Origin of the sequence: Sphingopyxis sp. USTB-05 (genome assembly GCF_023822045.1) — a bacterium.
GTDB lineage: Bacteria > Pseudomonadota > Alphaproteobacteria > Sphingomonadales > Sphingomonadaceae > Sphingopyxis.
Genome location: NZ_CP084712.1, coordinates 1,474,745 through 1,494,171, shown reverse-complemented (window position 1 = coordinate 1,494,171; position 19,427 = coordinate 1,474,745). Strand labels below are relative to the sequence as shown.

Annotated in this window: 16 protein-coding genes, 1 tRNA gene and 1 pseudogene; 12 read left to right on the top strand and 6 right to left on the bottom strand. The window is 63.5% G+C overall.

The window, feature by feature from the left end; all coding sequences use genetic code 11:
* Positions 1 to 4 precede the first annotated feature (4 nt).
* The 3 genes and pseudogenes from KEC45_RS06635 to KEC45_RS06625 form a co-directional block, all read left to right on the top strand.
* Complete coding sequence (locus KEC45_RS06635) at positions 5 to 811, top strand: lipid II flippase Amj family protein (protein ID WP_252171691.1); 807 nt, start codon at positions 5 to 7, stop codon at positions 809 to 811.
* A gap of 12 nt (positions 812 to 823) precedes the next feature.
* Positions 824 to 1,213, top strand: coding sequence for a VOC family protein (locus KEC45_RS06630; protein WP_252171690.1), 390 nt, complete (start codon positions 824 to 826; stop codon positions 1,211 to 1,213).
* 80 nt (positions 1,214 to 1,293) lie between these two features.
* Positions 1,294 to 2,058: pseudogene (locus KEC45_RS06625) on the top strand (DUF817 domain-containing protein); the annotation flags it as partial.
* Positions 2,059 to 2,436: 378 nt separating this feature from the next.
* Here the strand turns inward: KEC45_RS06625 and KEC45_RS06620 are convergent.
* Genes KEC45_RS06620 through KEC45_RS06610 form a run of 3 tightly spaced genes read right to left on the bottom strand, consistent with a single transcriptional unit; the run spans position 2,437 to position 5,449 of the window.
* Positions 2,437 to 3,684: a Xaa-Pro peptidase family protein gene (locus KEC45_RS06620; RefSeq protein WP_252171689.1), complete on the bottom strand. Its 1,248-nt coding sequence runs from the start codon at positions 3,682 to 3,684 to the stop codon at positions 2,437 to 2,439.
* A 14-nt stretch (positions 3,685 to 3,698) separates the two neighbouring features.
* Positions 3,699 to 4,898: an exo-beta-N-acetylmuramidase NamZ domain-containing protein gene (locus tag KEC45_RS06615; RefSeq protein WP_252172022.1), complete on the bottom strand. Its 1,200-nt coding sequence runs from the start codon at positions 4,896 to 4,898 to the stop codon at positions 3,699 to 3,701.
* A 2-nt stretch (positions 4,899 to 4,900) separates the two neighbouring features.
* Positions 4,901 to 5,449, bottom strand: a complete 549-nt coding sequence (locus KEC45_RS06610; RefSeq protein ID WP_252171688.1) for a DOMON-like domain-containing protein — start codon at positions 5,447 to 5,449, stop codon at positions 4,901 to 4,903.
* A 41-nt stretch (positions 5,450 to 5,490) separates the two neighbouring features.
* Between KEC45_RS06610 and tyrS the strand changes: the two genes are divergently transcribed.
* The gene (gene tyrS, locus KEC45_RS06605; protein WP_252171687.1) at positions 5,491 to 6,717 is read left to right on the top strand and encodes a tyrosine--tRNA ligase; all 1,227 of its coding nucleotides are present in this window, start codon (positions 5,491 to 5,493) and stop codon (positions 6,715 to 6,717) included.
* Between the two features lie 75 nt (positions 6,718 to 6,792).
* Positions 6,793 to 7,134 (top strand): PilZ domain-containing protein, encoded by a 342-nt coding sequence (locus KEC45_RS06600; protein ID WP_062181546.1) that lies wholly within the window; start codon positions 6,793 to 6,795, stop codon positions 7,132 to 7,134.
* On the opposite strand, the gene recG is transcribed toward KEC45_RS06600, so the two are convergent.
* A complete protein-coding gene (gene recG, locus KEC45_RS06595; RefSeq protein WP_252171686.1) occupies positions 7,131 to 9,197 on the bottom strand; it encodes an ATP-dependent DNA helicase RecG in 2,067 nt (688 codons plus the stop codon). The genes KEC45_RS06600 and recG overlap by 4 nt on opposite strands.
* A gap of 204 nt (positions 9,198 to 9,401) precedes the next feature.
* Between recG and KEC45_RS06590 the strand changes: the two genes are divergently transcribed.
* Together KEC45_RS06590 and mfd are read left to right on the top strand one after the other, a co-directional pair.
* Positions 9,402 to 9,662: a succinate dehydrogenase assembly factor 2 gene (locus KEC45_RS06590; protein ID WP_252171685.1), complete on the top strand. Its 261-nt coding sequence runs from the start codon at positions 9,402 to 9,404 to the stop codon at positions 9,660 to 9,662.
* On the top strand, positions 9,659 to 13,156 hold the full coding sequence (mfd, locus tag KEC45_RS06585) for a transcription-repair coupling factor (protein WP_252171684.1): 3,498 nt from the start codon (positions 9,659 to 9,661) through the stop codon (positions 13,154 to 13,156). The genes KEC45_RS06590 and mfd overlap by 4 nt, the downstream gene beginning before the upstream one ends.
* A 97-nt stretch (positions 13,157 to 13,253) precedes the next feature.
* Here the strand turns inward: mfd and KEC45_RS06580 are convergent, their stop codons facing one another.
* Positions 13,254 to 14,450, bottom strand: a complete 1,197-nt coding sequence (locus tag KEC45_RS06580; RefSeq protein ID WP_252171683.1) for a GGDEF domain-containing phosphodiesterase — start codon at positions 14,448 to 14,450, stop codon at positions 13,254 to 13,256.
* 102 nt (positions 14,451 to 14,552) lie between these two features.
* On the opposite strand from KEC45_RS06580, the gene moaA reads away from it, so the two are divergent.
* The 3 genes from moaA to KEC45_RS06565 all read left to right on the top strand — a co-directional run bounded on the left by moaA (position 14,553) and on the right by KEC45_RS06565 (position 16,477).
* A complete protein-coding gene (gene moaA / locus KEC45_RS06575; protein ID WP_252171682.1) occupies positions 14,553 to 15,527 on the top strand; it encodes a GTP 3',8-cyclase MoaA in 975 nt (324 codons plus the stop codon).
* Between the two features lie 43 nt (positions 15,528 to 15,570).
* Positions 15,571 to 16,341: an NAD kinase gene (locus KEC45_RS06570; RefSeq protein ID WP_062181560.1), complete on the top strand. Its 771-nt coding sequence runs from the start codon at positions 15,571 to 15,573 to the stop codon at positions 16,339 to 16,341.
* Positions 16,342 to 16,402: 61 nt separating this feature from the next.
* Positions 16,403 to 16,477 (top strand) — tRNA-Asn (locus KEC45_RS06565).
* A 110-nt stretch (positions 16,478 to 16,587) separates the two neighbouring features.
* On the opposite strand, the gene KEC45_RS06560 is transcribed toward KEC45_RS06565, so the two are convergent.
* Positions 16,588 to 16,989, bottom strand: coding sequence for a MerR family DNA-binding protein (locus tag KEC45_RS06560; RefSeq protein WP_252171681.1), 402 nt, complete (start codon positions 16,987 to 16,989; stop codon positions 16,588 to 16,590).
* Positions 16,990 to 17,030: 41 nt separating this feature from the next.
* On the opposite strand from KEC45_RS06560, the gene KEC45_RS06555 reads away from it, so the two are divergent.
* Positions 17,031 to 17,768, top strand: a complete 738-nt coding sequence (locus KEC45_RS06555; protein ID WP_252171680.1) for a glutaredoxin — start codon at positions 17,031 to 17,033, stop codon at positions 17,766 to 17,768.
* 78 nt (positions 17,769 to 17,846) lie between these two features.
* Positions 17,847 to 19,415 (top strand): alkaline phosphatase, encoded by a 1,569-nt coding sequence (locus KEC45_RS06550; RefSeq protein WP_252171679.1) that lies wholly within the window; start codon positions 17,847 to 17,849, stop codon positions 19,413 to 19,415.
* The last annotated feature ends 12 nt before the right edge of the window (positions 19,416 to 19,427 follow it).

The window sequence follows — 19,427 nt, the reverse complement described above, 5'->3', positions numbered from 1 at the left end:
GACGATGATCGACCTCCCCCTCGTCACCATCCTGCTCCTCACAGCCTTCATCAACCTCATCGGCGCGCTTGCCTATGCCGCGCGCATCGCGGGCGTTCGCACCCGGCGGATCGCAATGTCGTTCGCGCTCTTCAACATTCTCGTGCTCTTCTCGCGCACCTCGAACAGTTTCCTCGGCCCCTTCCTCGCCAAGCGGATCGAGACGCGTATCCACGACGGCAGCGGCGCTTCGCTGTTCATCGACATGCAGTTCGTGCTTGCTGCGGCTAGCGTCGCGACGCTGATCGGTATCCTGCTCGTGCCGACAGGGCAGCGCATGTTCGCCACCGCGATCGGCTGGTATCAGAACAATCGCTCGACGACGAAGCTGGCGCTGAAGGCTGCCAGCCCGAGCGGTCTGCGCACATTGGGCCGGTCGCTGACCATCCCCAGCCTTTCGCACCTCAAAAGCTGGAAGATGCCGAAAGGTATTGGTTGGGGCGTGCTGATCGCCAACTGCCTTGCGCAGTCGCTGCTGGCGGTCGGCGTCGTCGCCTCGCTCTACGCCGGGTATCTCGCCCCCGAATTCCGCGTCACCGCATCGCAGCTCTCGGCGCTGATCAACGGCTTTGCGACCATCCTGCTCTTCGCCTTCATCGACCCGCAATTGTCGGTGATGACCGACGATGCGGTCGAGGGCAAAGTCGACGAGGCCGATTTCCGCCGCGCGATCACCTTCATTTCGCTGAGCCGCCTCGCCGGCACGGTCCTCGCGCAAGCGCTCCTTTTGCCCGCTGCCGCATTGATCGCCTACGTCGCCGTTTATGTCTGAGGGCCGAGGCGCATGACCGCAGGAGAAAGGCGCCGCAACCCGGTGGGCTATTTCGAAATCCCCGTGGTTGATCTGGACAGGGCGATAGGCTTCTACACTGCTGTTTTCGGGCTCCGGCTCGAACGCCAGACAATCGACGGTTACGACATGGCCCTGTTCCCCCGGAGCGATGATGCCCCGGGGGCAAGCGGCGCTCTAGCCAGGGGCGACGTCTATATACCGTCAAAGACGGGCGCCATCGTCTACTTCACGGTGGACGATGTCGACGTTGCGCTGAAAAGAGCCGAGGCTGAGGGTGGGTCGGTGTTGTATCCCAAAACGGCGATCGGATTGGCCGGGTTCGTCGCGGAAATCGAGGATAGCGAAGGAAACCGTATCGCTCTTCACTCGGAACCGGCCTGACGCGATGCCGATTGCCCTTCGTGCCTGAATCTCCACGAAGCCACAGCCGCTTTCATGCCGTCCGGGCGCGGTTGGAGGCGATGGCGATCGAGCCCGGACCGCGGGGCTGGTTTCTCGAATTTCTGGTCTTCGGCTTCAAACAGGGCTGGGCGTGCCTGTTCGGCGGGCTGATGCTCGCGCTGCTGCTCGGCACGCATCTCTTCTGGCCCGATGGCGCGCCGCTCCACCGCTATGACGCGATCACGATCGGTGCGGTGCTAATCCAGCTCGGCATGCTCGCCTTCCGGCTGGAGACGCCTAGGGAAGCTGTGGTTATCCTCATCTTCCACATCGTCGGCACGGTGATGGAGCTGTTCAAGACCGCCGCAGGATCGTGGCAATATCCCGAAGCAAGCTTGCTCCACATTGGCGCCGTCCCCCTCTTCTCCGGCTTCATGTACGCCGCGGTCGGCAGCTATATCGCGCGCGTCTGGCGCATCTTCGACTTTCGCTACTCCGGCTATCCGCCTGCCTGGACAAGCTATGCGCTGGCGGCGGCGATCTATGTCAATTTCTTCGCGCATCATTGGCTGTACGACATCCGATGGCTGCTGTTCATGGCAACCGCGCTGCTCTTCTGGCGCTGTCAGGTGTGGTTCCGCCCGCTCCACATCCATCGCCGCATGCCGTTGCTCGTCGGCTGGGGCCTCGTCGCGCTCTTCATCTGGTTCGCCGAAAATATCGGCACCTTCGCGCGCGCCTGGACCTATCCGAGCCAGGACGACGGCTGGCACATGGTCGGGCTGGAAAAGCTCGGCAGCTGGTATCTGCTGATGATCATCTCGTTCGTGCTGGTCAGTCTGGTTCAGCGGCCGAAGGTGCCGGACGCGAGCAGTGCAGAGATCGCACCCGCTCTTCATCCGGAAGCTCGCTGGCTTGTGGCGATCGACGATGATGTGTTGACGGTAATCGATGGCACAGGCGGGAGAAGCACCTGCGCGCTATCGGACATCGCGGGGATCGCGATCGAAACCAACGACAGCGGACCTTGGGGGGCCGATGTTTGGTGGCTGTTCTTCGGGTCGGATGGTCAGCCAACATTATTGTACCCGCAAGGCGCAAGGGGCGAAGCCCTCGTCCTCGATCGGATCACTAAGCTACGTGGCTTCGACCATGCGAAAATGATCGAAGCGGTGGCGTCTACCGACAACGCTAATTTTATCGTTTGGGAGCAAGAAGAGCCCTTAGCCGAACGGCCGGTCGATTGACGGCGGCGGCTCACTGAACCATTTCGGGCCGGTGTCGGTCATGTAGAAACAATCTTCGAGGCGGATGCCAAACTCGCCCGGAATATAGATGCCCGGCTCGTTCGAGAAACACATGCCGGGTGCCAGCTTCGTCGTTTCGCCGCGCACCAGATTGACCGGCTCGTGTCCATCGAGGCCGATCCCGTGGCCGGTGCGGTGCGAAGTACCGGGGAGCTTGTAGCCCGGGCCCCAACCGAGGCTTTCATAATAAGCGCGCACTGCATCATCGACCTTGCCCGCGGGCGTGCCGAGCTTCGCGGCGGCAAAGGCGACATCCTGCCCCTTGCGCATTTGATCCCACACCTGCCGCTGGCGCGCCGACGCCTTGCCGTGAACGAAGGTCCGCGAGATGTCCGACTGATATCCATGCACAGTCGCGCCGCAGTCCATCAGCACAACCTCCCCATCCCTCACCGCCTGCGGCTTGCCCGATCCGTGCGGATAAGCGCTCGCCTCGCCGAGCAGGATCAACTCGAACTCGCTCTTGCCGCCGAGCGCCCTCGTCGCGGCGGCCATGATCGCGCCGATGTCGGCGGGAGTCATTCCAACCTGGACCCGCGGCGCGGTGTGGCGATAGGCGGCGACCGTGATGTCGGCGGCGATCTGCATCAGCGCGATTTCTGCGGGGGATTTGTGCATCCGGCATCCGCGCACGACGGGCGCGCCATTGACCACCGTCGCGCCGGGCATCGCCTTTTCCAGCCCATCGACCGCAAAATAGCGGACCGTTTCCTCGACACCGATGCGGCCCTTGGCAAGGCCGCGCTTGCCGAGCCATGCGGCAACTGCAGCAAGCGGATTCTCATCCTCATTCCATGTCAGCACCTCGGCGTCGATGCCCAGGCTTTCGCGCACCGACGGTTCCTCGAAAAATGGCGTGACGATCGCAACCTCGCCCTCACGCGTCAGCACCGCGGCGGTCAGCCGCTCGCTGCGCCACCATTCGACGCCGGTGAAATAGATGAGGCTCGATCCAGGCTCGATCAACAAAGCGCCAATGTCGTTCGCGCGCATCAGCTCTTTCGCCTTGGCGATCCGCGCTACACGCTCGGCCTTGCCGATCGGGACGGCCTTGGCGGCGAGGTTGGGGAGACCGGCGGTATCGGCGGCGGCGAACACGGGTGCCGGCAAAGTCGCCGCAAAGCCAGCCAGCGTCGCCGTTCCCAGAAATTGCCGTCGATGCATCATTTTCCCCTTCGTCAATAAATCAGAAGATCGGCGATTTCCTCACGCCAAGAGGCCTCGTCGGGCTGCGCCAGCGCATCGAGATCGCCCGCCGCCGCGCCTGCATCGTCGACCCATTCACGCAGGCCGGGGCCGCCGTTGATCACGTCGATCGCGAGGACATCGTCGGTGTACTCATATTTGAAATCCTTGCCGCGCCAGATCGGATAATCGGGGTACAGCGAGCGGATCGCCTTGAACCCCAGCGCCTGCACGCGCCAGGGCTGGAACGCATCGTCGTCGTACCAGGGACCATCGGCATGGATATGAACGCCGCTGTTGAGCTGGCCGACATGTTTGTGGAAAGTCGGCTGGAACCAGATGTCGCGTAGCTTGCATCCGCCGAGCCATTCGGGTGCGAGACGATGCATTTCTGCAATCACCGCCTTCGCATCGATGTCAGGCGCGCCAAACAGTTCAAGCGGGCGCGTGGTTCCCCTGCCCTCGCTGAGCGTGGCTCCTTCGACCATCACCGTGCCCGCATATGCGCGCGCCATATTGACGTTCGCGGCGTTCGGGCTGGGGTTGATCCACACGCGATCCTCAGGCCAGCCGAAGCCGGGGCCTTTGGGATCCCAGCCGTCCATTGCGATGACGCGATAATCGACGTCGAGGCCGAAGTGGCGGATGAACCAGTGCCCGATCTCACCCATCGTGAGACCGTGACGCATCACCATCGGCCCGGCACCGACAAAGCTTTCCCAGCCGGGCAGAAGTCGCGTGCCCTCGACGGGGCGCCCCGCGGGATTGGGCCGGTCGAGCACCCACACCGCCTTGCCATGCTGGGCCGCGGCTTCGAGGATATAGAGCAAGGTCGTCACATAGGTGTAGATGCGACAGCCAAGGTCTTGCAGGTCAACGAGCATCACGTCGAAGGTGTGCATCGACTGACCCGATGGGCGCCGCACCTCGCCGTAAAGGCTGAACACCGGCATGCCATAGGTCGGATCGGTGAAGTCCGGAGACTCCATCATATTGTCCTGAAGGTCACCGCGAACGCCATGCTGCGGCCCAAACACTGCGGTGATATCGAGACCCATCGCGACAAGCGCGTCGAGACTGTGCGTCAGGTCAGCGGTGACCGAGGCGGGATGCGCGAGCAGCGCTACGCGCTTGCCTTCGAGCGGTTTGCGAAGCGCCGGGTCGGCGAGCAGGCGGTCGATACCGAAGTTCACTGTCATGCCGCGTCGGGTGCCCCAAGCGTGAGCGCAAAGCAATCGGGATGATGAAAGTCGGGCTTGCCCGGCGGATGCGCGAGCGCCCAATAGCTTTTGGTACCGTCGAGTTCCTCGATCACCGCCGACAGTGCGAGCTTCGCACCCATGTCGGGAAAGATGCCGGGCTCAATGCGCAAGGCATAGCTTTGCTCACCACGCTCGGCCGAGATTTCCCATGGCGCGAGTTCATCCGAACGCAGCAACGAGCGATAATCGTCGAACTGGTAACAGGCCCAGCGCCCGTCGGGGCTGTAATTGAATTCGGTATAGTCGGGCTGTCCCTCTTCGGTCAGGAAGACTTCGAAGCAAGTGCTCTGCCAGAGCCCGTCGGTCGCGCTATCGGCAATGACCAATTCGCCCTCCCCCTTCGGCACGACGAGTTCGTCAATCCTGCCTTCGACGAGATAGCGCAGCGCAAAGCCATCGTCGAACGACAGCGTGATTTCGACCGCAACCGCCCGAACGGCCTTCGCCGGCGTGTCGGGATGACAGATGAGGGTTCTGCGCATGCTATCCAAATATCAAACCCCATGCTAAGCGCCCGCCCGCTATGACCAGTTACAAATCCGACCTGCTGCGCCTGCTCGACGAGCGAGGCTATATCCATCAGACGACCGACGCGGAAGGGCTCGATGCACTTGCCGCCAAACAGGTCATCCCCGGATATATCGGTTTCGACGCAACAGCCCCCAGTTTGCACGTCGGCAGCCTTGTCCAGATCATGATGCTACGGCGCCTGCAACAGACAGGGCACAAGCCGATCGTGCTGATGGGCGGCGGGACGACGCGGATTGGCGACCCCACCGGGCGCGACGAAAGCCGCAAGATGCTGTCGGACGAGACGATCGCCGCAAACATCGCGTCGATCTTTAGCATCTTTCAGCAGTTTCTGACCTTCGGCGACGGTCCGACCGACGCGGTTATGGTCGATAATCAGTCTTGGCTCGGCAAACTCGGTTACATCGAACTGCTGCAAGAAGTTGGCACGCATTTCACGATCAACCGCATGATGACATTCGACTCCGTCAAGCTGCGGCTTGAGCGCGAGCAGCCGATGACCTTCCTCGAATTCAACTACATGATCCTGCAGGGATACGACTTCCGCCACCTGTCGAAGGACATGAATGTCCGGCTGCAGATGGGCGGATCGGACCAGTGGGGTAATATCGTCAACGGAATGGAGCTTGGCCGCCGCATGGACGGCGCCGATCTCTATGGCCTCACGACTCCGCTGCTGACCACCGCCGCGGGAGCAAAAATGGGCAAAACCGCTGCCGGAGCCGTCTGGTTAAATCCGGAACAACTGTCCCATTTTGACTACTGGCAATATTGGCGCAACTGCGACGACCGCGATGTCGGCAAGTTTCTGAAGCTGTTCACCGACCTGCCGCTGGACGAGATCGCCCGGCTCGAAGCGCTCGAGGGCGCGGAGATCAACGAGGCAAAGAAGATTCTCGCCAACGAGGCGACCGCAATGTGCCGCGGCGAAGAGGCCGCAAAGGCGGCGGCGGCGACCGCGACGCAAACCTTTGAAAAGGGGCAGATAGGCGGCGACCTTCCGCAAGTTGTCGCGCCCGCCGACGGTATCAGCGTCGTCGATGCGCTGCGCGAACTCGGCTTTGCGACGTCGAACAAGGAGGCGCGCCGCAAGCTCGAAGAGGGCGCCGTGAAGGTCGATGGCAATGTCGTTCGCGACCCGCAGCACCTGATCCAGCCGGGCGCGAACCCCATTCCGCTGAGCCTCGGCTCAAAAAAACATGGCCTTGTGACGCGGTAACGGCCACAAACGCATTTACTACTTCTTCAGCAATCGGATGGATCGTTCATGGCCAAATCAACAAGGTCCACAGATATGCGCAAGATTGACACGAGCAAGGCCCATTATGTCGGCCTCGACCAGCGGATCGCGCCGCGTAGCGACGTTTATTGTCGCCTGCCATTCGTCATGCCCGACGGACGGCAGGAAATGTGCACATGCGTCAATATCAGCGCCGACGGCCTGCTGATGCGTTTCGAGCGCGGGCTTGAGCCCGGCGACCTTGTCGTGTTCCGCATGCCGATCATCGGCCGCACTGCCGCAAAGGTCGTCTGGTCGCTCGGCGGCAAGACCGGTGTCCAGTTCGACAAGTCGATCTCTGTTGAAGATTATCTGCCGATGATCCGCGCCATGGGCGCTCGCGGCGACGCAAACTAACCGCTTCTCAGCAGCGGCACCGCCGCATCGCGTTCAAACAGATAGAGGCAGAGGCGCACGGCTTCTGCCCTTGCGCCCTCCATACCGCCATCGCGTTCGACAAACAGCCGTGCGTCGTCATGCGCGACGGGTAGCAGGCGCACGAGTTGTTCGGGCGTCGCGAGCCGATAATCGGCGTCGCCCGACTGCTTGAGCCCGAGCAGTTCCCCGCCGCCGCGCAATTCCAGATCCTTCTCCGCAATCACGAAACCATCGTTCGTATCGCGCATCAGAGCGAGCCGCTCGCGCGCCGTTTCCGACAGATTCTGCGAGCGTAGCAACAGGCAGACCGACTTCGCCGCGCCGCGCCCGACACGGCCACGCAATTGGTGAAGCTGAGCAAGTCCGAAATTCTCCGCATGTTCCACAATCATCAGGCTGGCGGCCGGCACATCGACCCCGACCTCAATCACCGTCGTCGCGACGAGAACCCCGATCTCGCCCGCCTGAAAGCGCGCCATGACGTCGTCTTTCTCGGGGCCTTTCATCCGGCCGTGAACCAGCCCGACCCGTTGATCGCCCAACCGCGCGCGGAGCAACGCCGCCCGATCTTCAGCGGCGGCGAGTTCGCTCCCTTCGCTTTCGGCAACAAGCGGGCAAACCCAATAGGCCTGTGCGCCCGTTGCAAGGTGCCGATCGAGCGAGTCCACGACGTCGTCGAGCCGATCGAGCGAAATGACGCGCGTATCGACCGGGGTGCGTCCCGGCGGCATCTCGTCGATCTGCGACACGTCCATCTCGCCATGATTGGCGAGTTGCAGCGTGCGCGGAATCGGCGTCGCGGTCATGACGAGCAAATGCGGCGGACGCGCCGCCTTTTGGGTCAGCATCAACCGCTGCGCGACACCGAAGCGATGCTGTTCATCGACGACGACAAGCGCCAGGTCCCGGTAATTTACCGCCTGCTGGAAGATCGCATGCGTACCGACGAGGATGTCGATGGTGCCGTCCGCAAGCCCCATCAGCGTCGATTCACGTACCTTGCCCTTGTCGCGGCCGGTCAGGATCGCGATGTTGACCGGCAGTCCGCCAAGCATCCGCTGCAACGTCGCAAAATGCTGACGCGCCAGGATTTCTGTCGGGGCGAGCAACGCCGCCTGCGTCCCAGCCTCGACCGCCGCGAGCATCGCGCGCAACGCGACGAGCGTCTTGCCCGAACCGACATCGCCCTGCAGCATCCGCAGCATCGGCGTGTCCTGTGCCATGTCGCCCGCGATCTCACGCCCGACGCGTTCCTGCGCTCCGGTCAGTCCGAAAGGCAGCTTAAGCGCATCGGTCAGCCGGCCGTCGCCGACGATTGATCTGCCCTTGCGTGTCCGAAGCCCTTGCCGGATCAGCATCAGCGCGACCTGGCTCGCGAAAATCTCGTCATAGGCGAGCCGGTCGCGTGCGGGTTCGTCGCGCGGGCTTGCATGCGCGCGTTCCATCGCCTCGCGCCACGCGGGCCAGCCACGACTGGCGAGCAGCGGCGCATCGATCCATTCGGCAAGATCGGGCCGACGTTCGAGCGCGACCTGTCCCAGTTGCGACAGCCGCGCGTTGGTGAGCCCCTCGGTAAGCGGATAGACTGGCTCATGCTCGGCGATTCCGCCCTCATCGCCGGGCTCCACCACCTGATCGGGATGTACGATCTGACGCATGTCGCCATACAGGTCGAGCCGCCCCGACACGCAGCGCTTCTCGCCGAGTGGGAAGAGCTTGCGCGCCAGCCCCGACGTCCGCCCGAAATAGACGAGCCGCACATGATCGCCCGCATCGTCGAACGCTTCGACCCCGAACGGGGCGCGCGGGCTGCGGCCCGGGCGATAGTCCTGCGCGGTCAGTTCGACGATGATCGTCTGTCCGGCCTGCGCCTGATCGAGCCGCTCGACCGGAAAACGCGATATCAATCCCGTCGGCAAATGAAACAGTACGTCGACCACGCGTTCGAGCCCCAGCCGCGTGAGCGGCTTGGCAAGCTGCGGCCCGACGCCTTTCAGGTCGGTGAGCGCAGCAAAGAGCGGATTGAGTATCTCGGGTCGCATCGCTAGGGCATCTCTAGCCTCGCCCTTCCGCTCATGTCGAGCGAAGGAACGCAACCTCGTGTCCGTTCGTGCCGAGCTTGTCGAAAAGTCGTTCTTCCCAATCCAACGCTGCCGGGGAAGAACGGTCCCTTCCACAAGCTCAGGGCGAAGGATGAAGGGGAACGGCTGGTTGCTACATCATCCGTTTTGTCTAAAAGGCCCGCCATGCAAGACCGCCTCAAACGCCTGAAATTCCGTGCCTGGCACCGCGGCACGCGCGAGGCCGACTATATGATCGGCGGTTTTTTCGATCGTTATTCGGCGGGCTGGAGCGAGGAAGAGGTCGCCTGGTACGAGATCGTCGTTGAAGAGGATGACGTCGACATCATGGCGTGGGCGCTCGGCACCGGCGAACCACCCGCGCATCTCGACCGTCCCGACATGATCGCCGCGATGCGCCGGCTGGACTATATCCCGCTGCCATGACCTTAAGCGCCGCCGACATTTTTGCCGCCATCGGATCGGCGTCGGCGCCGCTCACACTGGCGCGCGCGGCCGACGGCTTCCTGCCGCTGCTGCTGGCCGACCTGGCGCGGGCAAGCGACAAGCGCCTCGTTTATGTAGCGACCGACGATGCGGCGATGCAGGCGATTGCCGACGCGGCTCCCTTCTTTGCGCCTGATCTGATCGTCCACCGATTCCCCGCGTGGGATTGCTTGCCCTATGACCGGGCGGGACCGTCGATGCGGGTCAGCGCCGACCGGCTGGCGACGCTCTCCGCGCTGCAGCTTCCCGCAAAGCGCGGCGAGTTGATCCTGACCACCGTCGCCGCAATCACCCAGCGGACGCTGACGCCCTTTCGCATCCGCCAGCTCGCGACGACGCTCGCGCCGGGTCAACGAATCGATCGCGACGCCCTGGCCGAACTGCTGGTGTCGAACGGCTTCAGCCGTGTCGACACCGTCGCCGATCAGGGCGAGTTCGCAGTACGTGGCGGCATTCTCGACCTGTTTCCGGCTGGCGAGGAAAACGGCCTGCGCGTCGACTTCTTTGGGGACGAGATCGAAAGCATTCGCCGCTTCGACCCCGCCGACCAACGCAGCCTTGGCCCCGCCAAGGCGCTGCAACTGCTGCCCGCCAGCGAAACCCTGCTCGACGAAGCCACGATCAAACGGTTCCGTTCCAGCTATCGCGATCTGTTCGGCGCACAGGCGACCGGTGACCCGCTCTATCAGGCAGTCAGCGACGGTCGGCGGCAGGCCGGCATGGACCACTGGCTGCCCTTGTTCGAGGAACGGCTGGCGACGCTGTTCGATCATATCGATCCCGCGGCGCCGGTGCTGCGCGGCCACCGCACCGAGGCGACCGGCGAAACGCGCTTCGCCGCGATCGCCGACTATCATGCGAACCGCGTCGCCGCAGAACGCGAATCGCCCGGCAGCTATCGCCCACTGGCACCCGAAACGCTTTATCTGACGAATAGCGAATGGGCCGAAGCGTCGTCCGGGCGCCCTGTCCATATCGTAACACCGTTCGACGTTCCGCCATCCGCAACGGTGATCGACCTCGAAACCTTCGCAGCACGCGATTTCACGCCGGAGCGTACCGCTGACGAGAATGTCTATACGAAGGTCGCCGACCATCTGAGCGATGAACGCCGCAAGGGCCGGCGCACGATCATCGCCAGCTATTCGGGCGGCGCACGCGAGCGCCTTTCGGGGCTGCTCCGCGACCATGGCGTCACCTCGCTTGCGCCCGCCGATAGCTGGCAGGATGCGCTCGGCACCGCCTCGTCGGAAAGCGGCGGCGCGACGGCAATGGTGGTGCTGCCGCTCGATCATGGCTTCGCCTCCGACGCGATCAGCCTGCTCACCGAACAGGACATCCTCGGCGAACGTCTCGTCCGCCGCCAGAAACGCCGCAAGAGCGCCGATGCCTTCCTCGCCGAACTGGCGACGCTCAGCGTCGGCGACCTTGTCGTCCATCTCGACCACGGTATCGGCCGTTATGAGGGGCTGACACAAATCCCGGTCGGGAGCAGCCCCCACGATTGCGTCGCGCTGACCTACGCCGGCGGCGACAAGCTCTACGTCCCCGTCGAAAATCTCGACGTCCTCTCACGCTATGGCGGCGAGAGCGACGGTGTTGGCCTCGACAAGCTCGGCGGCGAAGCCTGGCAACGTCGCAAGGCGCGGATGAAGGAGCGCATCCGCGAGATCGCGGGCGAACTGCTCGCGACTGCGGCGCAGCGCGCGCTCCGCTCGGGCGAACTACTCGCGCAGGATGCGGCATATCCCGCCTTTGCCGACCGTTTCCCTTATCAGGAAACCGACGATCAGGACCGCGCGATCGGCGACGTGCTCGCCGACATGGCGTCCGGGCGGCCGATGGACCGGCTGGTCTGCGGTGACGTCGGGTTCGGCAAGACCGAGGTCGCGCTGCGCGCTGCTTTCGTCGCCGCTATGGCGGGGGTACAGGTCGCCGTGGTCGTGCCGACGACGCTCCTCGCGCGTCAACATTACACGAATTTCGTCGAACGCTTCAAAGGCTTCCCGGTCAACATCGGCCGCCTGTCGCGCCTCGTCCCGGCGGGCGAAGCACAAAAGACGCGCGACGGTCTCGCGAGCGGGCAGATCGATATCGTCGTCGGCACGCACGCCGTCATCGCGAAATCGGTCGAGTTCAAGAACCTCGGCCTCGTCATCGTCGACGAGGAACAGCGTTTCGGCGTCGTCCACAAGGAACGGCTGAAGCAGCTCAAGACCGACGTTCATGTGCTGACCCTCACCGCTACTCCAATCCCGCGCACGCTTCAGATGGCGATGTCGGGCCTCCGCGAACTCAGCGTTATCCAGACGCCGCCGGTCGACCGTCTTGCCGTCCGCACCTATGTCGCGCCATGGGACCCCGTCGTGATCCGCGAAGCGCTGCTGCGCGAACATGATCGCGGCGGGCAGAGCTTTTTCGTTACGCCGCGGATCAAGGACCTGCCCGACATCGAGGAATTCCTGCGCACGCGCGTGCCCGAGATCAAATATGTCGTCGCGCATGGACAGATGGCGCCCGGCGAGGTCGAGGAGCGGATGAGCGCCTTCTATGACCGCAAATATGACGTCCTCGTCTCGACGACGATTGTCGAAAGCGGGCTCGATATCCCGAGCGCCAATACGCTGATCGTCCACCGAGCCGATCGCTTCGGCCTTGCGCAGCTCTATCAGCTACGCGGGCGCGTCGGGCGGTCGAAGACGCGCGCCTACGCCTATCTTACGACGATGGAAGGCGGCGCGATCACCGACACCGCCGAAAAACGGCTCAAGCTGCTTGGCGATCTCGATACGCTGGGTGCCGGCTTCCAGCTTGCGAGCCACGACCTCGACATTCGCGGCGCGGGCAACCTCGTCGGCGACGAACAGTCGGGGCATATCCGCGAAGTCGGCTTCGAACTCTACCAATCCATGCTCGAAGAGGCGATCCTGGTCGCGAAGGCCGAGGGCATGGGCGCTGCGCCGCCGCGCGAAGCGCTCTCCCCCGTCATCACGGTCGACGCGCCGATCCTGATTCCAGAGGATTATGTCCCCGACCTGCCGCTGCGCATGGCGCTGTATCGCCGCCTCAACGAAGCCGTGGATCGCCCGGCACTCGATGCCTTTGCCGCCGAGATGATCGACCGTTTCGGTCCGCTGCCGCCCGAGACCGCGAACCTGATCCAGCTTATGGAGATCAAGGCGAACGCCAAGCTCGCTGGAATCGCGAAGCTCGACGTCGGAACCAAGGGCGCACTCGTGAGCTTCCATGGCGACCAGTTCGCCAACGTCCCCGGGCTCATCGCCTATGTCGAACGGCTGAAAGGTCGTGCGCGTATCCGCCCCGACAACAAGCTTTCGATCAGCGGCGACTGGGTGAGCACGGGCGCGCGCCTCAACGGCGCGCTGCAGCTATCGAAGGGTCTGGGGAAGCTGGCGCGGCAAGTGGCGGGATAACTAGAGGTCGTCATTGCGAGGAGCCGAAGGCGACGCGGCAATCCAGAGTCGCGTACACCGCTCTGGATTGCTTCGCTTCGCTCGCAATGACGGCGGACTATTCCATCAACGCCAGCAACTGATCCGAGGGCACCGGCCCCGATTTCAGAAAGCCCTGCCAGGTCGCGACGCCGAGGTCGGAGAGACGCTCCAACTGGCGCACATTCTCGATCCCTTCGGCCACCACCAGCAAGCCGAGCGCGCGCGCGAGGTCGACGATCGCGCGCACGACGATGCGGTCGCGGTCGCTGCCGTCGATCGTGCGGGTAAAGCCGCTGTCGATCTTGAGATAGTCGATAGGCAACCGCGCGAGCAGCGACAGGCTGGAATAGCCGGTACCGAAATCGTCTATCGCGACCGCGACGCCAAGTGCGCGGATCTGCGCGAGCTGGTCGGCGGCGCTCGCCGGATCGCTCAGCATCGCCTGCTCGGTCAGCTCGAGCGTCAACCGATCGGGATCGATTTTCGCGGCCTTTGCCATCTCCGCAAAACGCCCGGCAAATTCGGGGTCACCGAGATCGGCGGCGGTTATGTTGAGCGAGACGCGCAGCTTCGCCAGCGCTTTTGGCCAGGTCGCCATTTCGGCCAGCGCGACACGGTGCGCATGTTCGGTGAGCTCGCATTCGAGCCGCGCCGCGCGCGCCGCTGTTACCAACGGTCCCGCGCCAAGCAGACCAAGTTCGGGATGCTGCCAGCGTAGAAGCGCCTCGACCCCGGTCATCTCGCCGGTCGCGACGTCATATTGGGGCTGATAGTGGATCACCACCTCGTTCCGCGACAACGCTGCGTGGACCATCACCCCGTCGCGCGCCGACGCCGGTCGCGCCAGTTGGTCGCCCGCAGAACGAAGCTGTTCGTCGACGGGCTCGTCGCGAGTGATCAGGGCGGCCGCGATGCGGATCGACAGGCGGCCGTTCGGATCGCCGACGATCGGCTCGGCGAGCGCGACGTGCAGCGCGCGCTCCTGCGCCCGCAGCGCCCCCAGCGACATCGGCGTCGCGGGCACGATGAGGAAGCGCGGACCGTCGAGGCGATCGACGCACGACCCCTGGCCGAACTCGTCGCTCGCGAAATTTTCGAGGCGGCGCCCGATTTCATCGAGCACCGAGTCGCCCGTCGCCGTGCCAGCGCTGTTGTTGATGCGGGCCATCTGGTCGACCTGCACCAGGAGGACGCCGACGTCGGCGTCGTGCCGGGCGTGCAGGGTTTCAAGCTTGCGGGCGCAGGCGGAAAGAGATTCGGACAGGCGATTCATGGCGGTCCCTCTAACAGGCTTTGCTTGCCAAGCGCTTCCCTTTTGCATCACAATGCGCGCGTGGCTGTCACATTTTCCCACAGCGCCGCATCGACGGCCCCTTTGATCGACGGCATTGGCCGACGGATCAGTTACTTACGCCTGTCGGTCACCGACCGCTGCGACCTGCGCTGCCGTTATTGCATGGCCGAAGACATGACCTTCCTACCCAAATCGGCGGTGCTCAGCATAGAGGAAATGGGCGAACTTGCCGAGCGCTTCGTTGCGCGCGGGGTTCGCCGCATCCGACTGACGGGCGGCGAACCGCTCGTACGGCGCGGAATCGACACGCTAGCAATGCGGCTGGGTGCTCTGATCGGCCAGGGCCTCGACGAACTCACGCTGACCACCAATGCGATGCGGCTGGCCGAGCACGCCCCGATGCTGGCAGCGGCGGGCGTCCGCCGCATCAACGTCAGCCTGGACACGCTCGACACCGACGCCTTTCGCCATATCACGCGCGTCGGGGATCTTGCAGTTGCGCTGCGCGGGATCGACGCCGCGCGCCGTGCGGGATTGGCGGTCAAGATCAACATGGTGGCGCTCGCCGGACTCAACGAAGATCAATTGCTTCCGATGCTCGATTATTGCGCCGCGGCCGGATGCAACCTGACGCTGATCGAGACGATGCCGCTCGGCGAAGTCGAGGAAGACCGAAGCGACCATTATATACCGCTCCATCATTTCATCGCGCCGCTTCGCGAAACGCGGGCCATCTATCCTATCGACCAGCGCACCGGCGGCCCCGCACGCTATTTCGCGATCGAGAACAGCCCGGTGACGCTTGGACTGATCACCCCGCTCAGCGACAATTTCTGCGCGACCTGCAACCGTATCCGCCTGACGGTCGAGGGACGCGTCTATATGTGCCTTGGCCAGGACGACCATGTCGACCTGCGCTCCGCGTTGCGCGAGCGCGGTGATGTCGACGGCTTGATTGATGCGGCTTTGGCTGGCAAACCCCGCGCGCATGACTTTCATATCGAGCGAAAGTCCAAACCGGCGGTCGCGCGTCATATGAGTGCAACGGGCGGCTGACAGGCCATCCCGTTATTTGAAGGCACGGGGGAACCGGACCATTATGCATCGCAAGATTGCGCTAGTCGCATCGAACGCGCCCGCGGCCATGGAGGCGGAAGCCGAACTGCGTCCGCTCTATGACTTCGTTGATCTGGCGGAGGCAGACCTGCTGATCGCGCTGGGCGGCGATGGCTTCCTGTTGCATATGCTGCACCAGCTGCTCGACCAGCGACGCAGCCTGCCCGTCTTTGGCATGAACCGCGGCACGATCGGCTTTCTGATGAACGAGTTTCGGATCGAGGGCCTTGTTGACCGCCTCGCCGCTGCGCGCCCGTTCCTGATCCATCCGCTAAGCGGCGATATCACGACGATCAGCGGCGAACGGCATATATTGCCGGCAATCAACGAAATCTCGTTGCTGCGCGAGACACGTCAGGCGGCGAAACTTGAGGTGATGATCAACGAAAAGACGATGCTTGAGGAACTGGCGTGCGACGGAGTGCTCGTATCGACCCCGGCCGGATCGACCGCCTATAATCTCAGCGCCAACGGCCCGATCCTGCCGCTCGAATCCGAAATGCTGGCGCTGACGCCGATCAGCCCCTTCCGCCCCCGCCGTTGGCGCGGCGCGCTCGTCCCCGAATCGACCAGCATCCGTTTCAACGTCCGCGAGGCAGCGAAACGCCCGGTCAGCGCCGTTGCCGACCAGCGCGAGATTCGAGATGTGAAGACGGTGCTAGTCACCACCGACCGCAGTCGGCCGCTGACTTTGCTGTTCGATCCCGATCAGGGATTGGACGAACGCATCGCAATGGAACAATTTATCGTTTGAGGGCTTGATTAATCCCGCGACCGGCGGCAAAGGGGCCGCCTTGCCCGCATCGGCGGCGTGTTCCTCGGTAGCTCAGCGGTAGAGCAATCGACTGTTAATCGATCGGTCGTAGGTTCGAATCCTACCCGGGGAGCCATTCTTTTCCAGACATACGAAAGCCTGCGCCAAAGCACTTTGCGCTGGCGTAGCTTCTGAGCCGCCAAGCCAATAAGCGACGGCCGACGGCCGCCAGCGGCCGTCTCCGCACTAAGACTCGAACGCCGCCAATATCGGGCACGGCCCTTTATCGCTCGCCGCGCATTGGTCGGCGAGGCGTGCGAGGGCGGCGCGGGTTGCGGTCATTTGCGCGATCTTTTCGTCGAGCGCCTCGATCCGCTGACGCGCGAGCGTGCGCACGCTGATGCGATCGTCGCTCGCTTCCAGCGCCAGCAGTTCCGAAATCTCGTCTAGGGTAAAACCCGACGCCTGCGCCGAACGGATGAATTTCAGGCGGCGAAGATCGTCGTCGCCGTACCGGCGGATTCCTCCGCCCCACCCGTCTCCACCGCTTCGCGCGGGGGTGCCCAGCAAGCCGCGGCGCTGGTAATAGCGGATGGTTTCGACACCGACCTCGCCCGCCTGCGCCAATTTGCCGATCGTGAGTTGCATCGCTTGACTCCGTACCATGGTACGGACGCTATATGGGGCGCATGACGAAGCAAGCAACACTCCATCGCATGGTCATGCCGGGACATATCTGTCCCTATGGCCTCAAGGCAAAACATCTGCTGGAAAGCCGCGGTTACACGGTCGACGACCGATGGCTGACGACCCGCGAGGCGGTCGACGCGTTCAAGGCCGAGCACGACGTCAAGACGACGCCGCAGACCTTCATCGACGGATCACGTATCGGCGGTCACGACGATCTGCGTCGCCATTTGGGGCTGAAGGTCGCTGACCCCAATGCGACAAGCTACACGCCCGTGATCGCGCTGTTCGCGATGACCGCGCTGATGGCACTCGCCGCGAGCTTTGCCGTCGAAGGCAGCGCATTCACGCTGCGCGCCGCCGAATGGTTCATCTCGTTCAGCATGATCGTGCTCGCACTCCTCAAGCTGCAGGATGTCGACAAATTCGCGACGATGTTCCTGAACTATGACCTGCTCGCCAAGCGATGGGTGCCCTATGGCAATATCTATCCCTTTGCCGAGGGTCTGGCGGGCGTGTTGATGACGGCACATATCCTGCCTTGGTTGTCGATCCCGATCGCGTTGTTCATCGGCGGCATCGGCGCGGTGTCGGTGTTCAAGGCGGTTTACATCGATAAGCGCGACATCAAATGCGCGTGCGTCGGCGGCAGCAGCAAGGTGCCCCTCGGCTTCGTGTCGCTAACAGAAAATGTGATGATGGTCGCGATGGCGCTGTGGATGGCGCGCATGTGGTTCTGATGCCGTTCCGCATCGGTCATTGATGAAACATATGGCTGGGCTATCAGGGGCTTCGATTCGTCCCCACGGAGCCCAGCCATGTTCAACCGCCGTCACTTTCTTGCCGGGGCCACCCTCGCCGGTCTTGCCGCCCCCGCGATTCTGCGGGCCGAGGGCGGAATTTTCCGCGAATTCCCGTTCAGCCTCGGTGTCGCGGCGGGCGACCCCGCGAGCGACGGCTTCGTTATCTGGACGCGTCTCGCCCCCGAACCGATGGAGCGCCACGGCGGGATGCCGCTGGCAAATTTCCCGGTCGACTGGGAGGTCGCGAGCGACAGCGGCTTTCGCGATGTCGTGGCAAAGGGCACCGAATTTGCGCGGCCCGAGCTTGCGCACAGCGTTCATGTCGAGGTCGCGGGACTGCTGCCCGATCGTCCCTATTATTACCGCTTCACAGCGGGCGGCGAACGCAGCCTGCGCGGCCGCGCGCGCACCCTGCCCGCGCCGGACGCAAAAACCGATGCGCTGAAATTCGGCGTCGCCGGGTGCCAGCATTTCGAAGCGGGCTTTTTTGGCGCCTATCGCCACCTTGCGCGCGAAGACCTCGCTTTCGTCTATCATTATGGCGACTTCATCTATGAATATAGCGAGGATTATCTGTTCAACACCGGGTTGCCGACGCGTCCGGTGCGCAAACACGCCTTCCGCGCGCTCGTCGACGTCAATGATTTCCGCAACGCCTATGCCCAGCAGCTCGGCGACATCGACCTGCAGGCGGCGCGCTCGGTCCACGCCTTTCTGTCGAGCTTCGACGATCACGAGATCCGCAACGACTGGGTCTCCGACATCGACAATTGGAAGCTCGGGCTCGACGTCAACGACCCCGAAGCCGCACCGCCCGAAGTCTTCATGCTGAAGAAACAGGCGGCGATGCAGGCGTGGTACGAGCATATGCCGGTGCGCAAGGCGCTGCTTCCGCGCGGCGGTATGGTCGCGATGAACCGCGAGTTTCGCTGGGGTGACCTGATGGCGATGCAGTTGCTCGACACGCGGCAATATCGCAGCGACCAGGCATGCGACGACGGCTTCAAGCCCGCGTGCCCCGGCGTTTTCGACAAAAATGCGCAGGTGCTCGGTAAAGCGCAGGAGGAATGGCTCGGGCGCAATCTGTCGAAGGGCGGCGCGACGTGGAACGCGTTCGCGCAGCAGATCACGATGATGTCGCTCGACCGGCGGCGAAAGGCCGACGAGCCGAAGAAGATCGTGAATCTCGACAGTTGGGCGGGCTATGAAGCCCCGCGCGAACGTATCCTGTCGCGCATGGCGGGGCTCAAGAATAATGTCGTGCTGACCGGCGACGAGCATCAGAATTTCTGTGGCGATCTGGTTCTCAAAGACAAGGTCGTCGGCGCCGAGTTCGTCGCGACGTCGATCTCCAGCGGCGGCGACGGCAGCGACAAGCGCAACGGTACCGACGTGTTTCTGAGCCAGAATCCCGAGCTCAAATTCGCGAACGACCAGCGCGGCTATATCGTGTGCGACGTCAATCGCGACGCCTGGCAGACGCACTTCATGGTCGTCGACAAAGTGACGACGCCGGTGAACACGCTGTCGAAGCGCGCGACGGGCGTCGTCGAGCGCGATGTCGCCGGGATCAAGATGGCCTAGTGTCGCCGGACG